The organism is Sivoneniella epilithica UHCC 1019 (assembly GCF_040830845.1).
GTDB lineage: Bacteria > Cyanobacteriota > Cyanobacteriia > Leptolyngbyales > Leptolyngbyaceae > ULC077BIN1.
The window spans coordinates 1-2,384 of record NZ_JBFPDP010000106.1; the positions used below are offsets into that span (position 1 = coordinate 1).

The following is a 2,384-nucleotide window of genomic DNA, read 5'->3' on the forward strand; positions in this document are numbered from 1 at the left end:
CCTTTTCTAGGCTCCCGCTGGAGTGGTGGTAATCTGGGTAACAGGAGGCTCTTGTGATGCGGAAGCGATCGATGCAGCGGCTGATTTAAGGATGCCTCAATCGTCCGTCTAAATGTTACAAACTATACAAAGTTTAAGACTTCACTCCGTTTGCGACTATCCTCAAATATTGCGTTTCTAGCAGGATGATCGGGTGAATCGAATTAAACTCAACGAGAGACCCAGATCTCAGCGTCCAAATTGCACCTCCCCCGTTAAACCTTTATGGTTCTAACCTACAGGGAAGTTTTGAAGAAGTTTTGAAGATCGGCGGCTTTTACAAACCGTAATGGTTCAAAGTTTTTATGACAAAATTCAGCGTTGTTGAATGAGTTTAATCGCCTCTCACCTCATTTCTGTGGCATTTTTAGAATGAGTGCTTGATAGTCAAGCTTAATCAAGGATAGGCTGTGAAAATTTTATTGGTGGAAGACGATCAGCCAACCTGTGAAGTGATCGCGGATGCACTGATGGCGCATCATTACCGTGTCGATCGCGCTGCCGATGGAGCGATCGGGCTGGAACTGGCAGAGCAATTTGAGTATGACCTGATTTTGCTGGATGTGGTGCTTCCCAAACTAGATGGGATGAGCCTCTGCAAGCAACTCCGTTCCAAAGGCTGTGAAAGCCCCATTTTGTTGCTGACAGCCAAGGACAGCACCACAGACCGGGTGATGGGCTTAGATGCTGGAGCCGATGATTATGTGGTGAAGCCATTTGATACTTCGGAATTACTGGCACGGGTACGTGCCCTGCTGCGACGGGGAAAATCGGTATCTGCGGGAATCATTACCTGGGAAAATCTGCGGTTTGATCCGGTGAATGGTGAAGTGATAGGCGGTGAAACCCTGCTGCGCCTTACACCTAAAGAGTATTGTCTATTGGAATTATTTTTACTGAACCCGAAGCGAATTTTTAGCCGTCAAGCAATCCTCGATCGCCTCTGGGACTTTGCCGAGTCTCCGGGAGAAGAAACAGTCAGCACCCACATCAAGTGTTTACGCCAAAAACTGAAGGCAGCGGGAGTAGCCAATCTGGTTGAGACGGTGCATGGATTGGGGTATCGCCTTAAACCTCCTGTCCAAGAGGCAGAGGAGATGCCAGTGGACTCCCCGGTAGAAACCCCAAAGCGAGAAGCTGATCGTCGCAAGGTGACAGCCAATCTCGCTCGGGTGTGGGAGAAGTCGAAGGATCAGTTCGCGGCTCAGGTGGGTGTGCTGAAGCAGGCAGCGATCGCTCTTGCCACCGATGCCCTCACCTCCGAACTCCAGCAACAGGCAAAGCATGAAGCACACAAATTAGCTGGATCGCTGGGGATGTTTGGCTTAATGATCGGTTCTCAGATTGCCAGAGGGTTAGAAGACTGGTTTCAACCACACATTCGTTTAACAAGTTTGCAGGCAGAGCAGATTGCTGACCAGGTGGAACGGTTACAGCAGGAGTTACAGCACAAGCCTGACGTAGAAACTCGATCGCAGCCAGCGATCTACACCCCGCTGATTTTAATTGTAGATGACGACTTAATGTTGGCAGAGTGCGTCCGAATTGAAGCGATCGCTTGGAGGTTACGAGTCGAATTAGCCACCGATTTGGAGATTGCCCGCCGAGCGATCGCCCAGTCTTCACCCGATGTGATTCTGCTGGACTTGAATTTTCCCGGTGCAGAGAACGGGTTTAGCCTGTTGCAGGAATTGATGCAGCGAGTGCCCAAAATTCCGGTGTTGGCATTCACTGGACGAGACACCCTGAGCGATCGCCTGGAAGTCGTGCGGCTGGGAGGCTGTGTTTTCCTTCAGAAACCCCTACCGATCCACGAAATTCTCAAAGCTGTAACGGATGTGCTAAAGCAGAACCAGACCCGCCATTTCAACCGGGTTTTGGTGGTGGATGATGATGCCATCGCGATCACCCGGTTAGCGGCTCTGTTGCAACCGCTGGCGATAGAAGTAACTGGACTTAGTGACCCACAACAGTTTTGGCAGGTGCTAACTACAACCGCGCCCAATCTGCTGGTGCTTGACCTGGAAATGCCCGGTTTCAACGGAGTAGAGTTGTGTCAGACCGTACGGAGTGATCCCAAATGGCAGCAGCTACCCATTTTATTTTTGTCGGCGCATATCGATACCGCCAATCTCGATCGCGCCTTCACCGCTGGAGCCGACGATTACCTGAGTAAATCGATAACGGACACAGAACTGGCAACGCGCATAATTCATCGGTTGCGACGAGTGGGGTTTGAAACAGAACCAAGCATGAAGGAGCAAGCATGAAGGAGTCAGAAATCAAAAGAAATCCAAAATCTAAAATGGTATTACATGGTTCAGCGACCTTTCACCCGGAGTTTA

General features: G+C 50.1%; 1 protein-coding gene. It reads left to right on the top strand.

What is annotated here, in order from left to right:
- The first annotated feature begins 449 nt into the window (after positions 1–449).
- Entirely contained in the window at positions 450–2,309 is a 1,860-nt protein-coding gene (locus tag AB3R30_RS26790; protein WP_458652255.1) for a response regulator, read from the top strand.
- The last annotated feature ends 75 nt before the right edge of the window (positions 2,310–2,384 follow it).